We start from the raw sequence: 1,206 nt of genomic DNA, 5'->3' as shown, positions 1-1,206 counted from the left end.
AGATCAACAGACCCTATTTAAATAAAGTCTTTTCTCATCGGGGTAAAATTATCCAGCAGCACGCCGGCTTGCAAGCAGCGGCAGCCGTGCATAATGTTGGGTTGTTTATATAAAACATCGCCGGCTGTGACAATTTGAGTTTGGTCGCCGATGGTAAATTCAAATTCACCGCACAGCACATAGGTCAGTTGTTCGTGCGGGTGGCTGTGCATAGCGCCAACGGCACCTTGCTCGAAATGTACTTCCACTGCCATTATATTTTCACTGTAGGCTAACATTTTACGTTTCACGCCATTACCTAAATCTTCAAGTTTAAGCGTATCGGCATGAATAAAATTGCAATCTTTCGACATATCGGCTCCTATCTCGCCAGCCAACCGCCATCGACGGCAATGGTGTAGCCGTTGATATAATCGGCGGCGCATGAGGCTAAAAATACGCAAGGGCCGGCAACATCACTCGGCGTTCCCCAGCGTCCGGCAGGAATGCGATCCAAAATTTCTTTACTGCGTTCGCCGTCGCTTCTTAAGGCGGCGGTGTTGTCGGTTGCCATATAACCCGGTGCAATTGCGTTGACATTAATATTGTGTTTTGCCCATTCATTCGCCATGGCTCGGGTGATCCCCATGACCGCACTTTTTGAAGCGGTATAAGACGGCACGCGAATTCCGCCTTGGAAAGAGAGCATCGACGCAATGTTAATAATCTTGCCGCCGTGTCCTTGTGCGATAAACTGCTTGGCAACCGCCTGTGACAGGAAAAATACGGTTTTCAAATTGATATTGATCACCTCATCCCAATTTTGCTCGCTGAAATCGATGGCATCTTCGCGGCGGATAATCCCAGCATTGTTGACTAAAATGTCGATTTTACCAAATGCGGCTACGGCTTTTTCGACAATTGACGGAATGCTGCTTTGTTGCATCAAGTTGGCTTGAATATTGATAAACCGGCGTCCGGTGGCTTCGATTTTTTGCCGAGTTTCGCTCGGCTCGCTCAAATTAACGCCGACGATATCACAGCCGGCTTGTGCTAAACCCAGCGCCATGCCTTGCCCCAATCCAGTATTGCAACCGGTAACTAAGGCGACTTTTCCTTCTAAGCTGAATGAATTCATAAACATGTGGTTATCTCCTTTCGTATTATATTTTGAATATTAGGGTCTGTTGATGTTTGTTTATAATTTGAGCTATAGACTATTTTTCG

Annotated in this window: 2 protein-coding genes; both read right to left on the bottom strand. The window is 46.5% G+C overall.

Translation table 11 applies throughout. The features are described from left to right. Nucleotides 1–17: 17 nt before the first annotated feature. On the bottom strand, nucleotides 18–353 hold the full coding sequence (locus tag FHQ23_RS08375; RefSeq protein ID WP_139613920.1) for a cupin domain-containing protein: 336 nt from the start codon (nucleotides 351–353) through the stop codon (nucleotides 18–20). Nucleotides 354–361: 8 nt separating this feature from the next. Beyond that, nucleotides 362–1,117, bottom strand: a complete 756-nt coding sequence (gene kduD / locus FHQ23_RS08370) for a 2-dehydro-3-deoxy-D-gluconate 5-dehydrogenase KduD (RefSeq protein ID WP_267963667.1) — start codon at nucleotides 1,115–1,117, stop codon at nucleotides 362–364. Nucleotides 1,118–1,206: the final 89 nt, after the last annotated feature.

This window comes from Testudinibacter crocodili, from assembly GCF_006228025.1.
Taxonomy (GTDB): domain Bacteria; phylum Pseudomonadota; class Gammaproteobacteria; order Enterobacterales; family Pasteurellaceae; genus Chelonobacter.
This window is presented reverse-complemented; position numbering and strand designations above follow the sequence as displayed.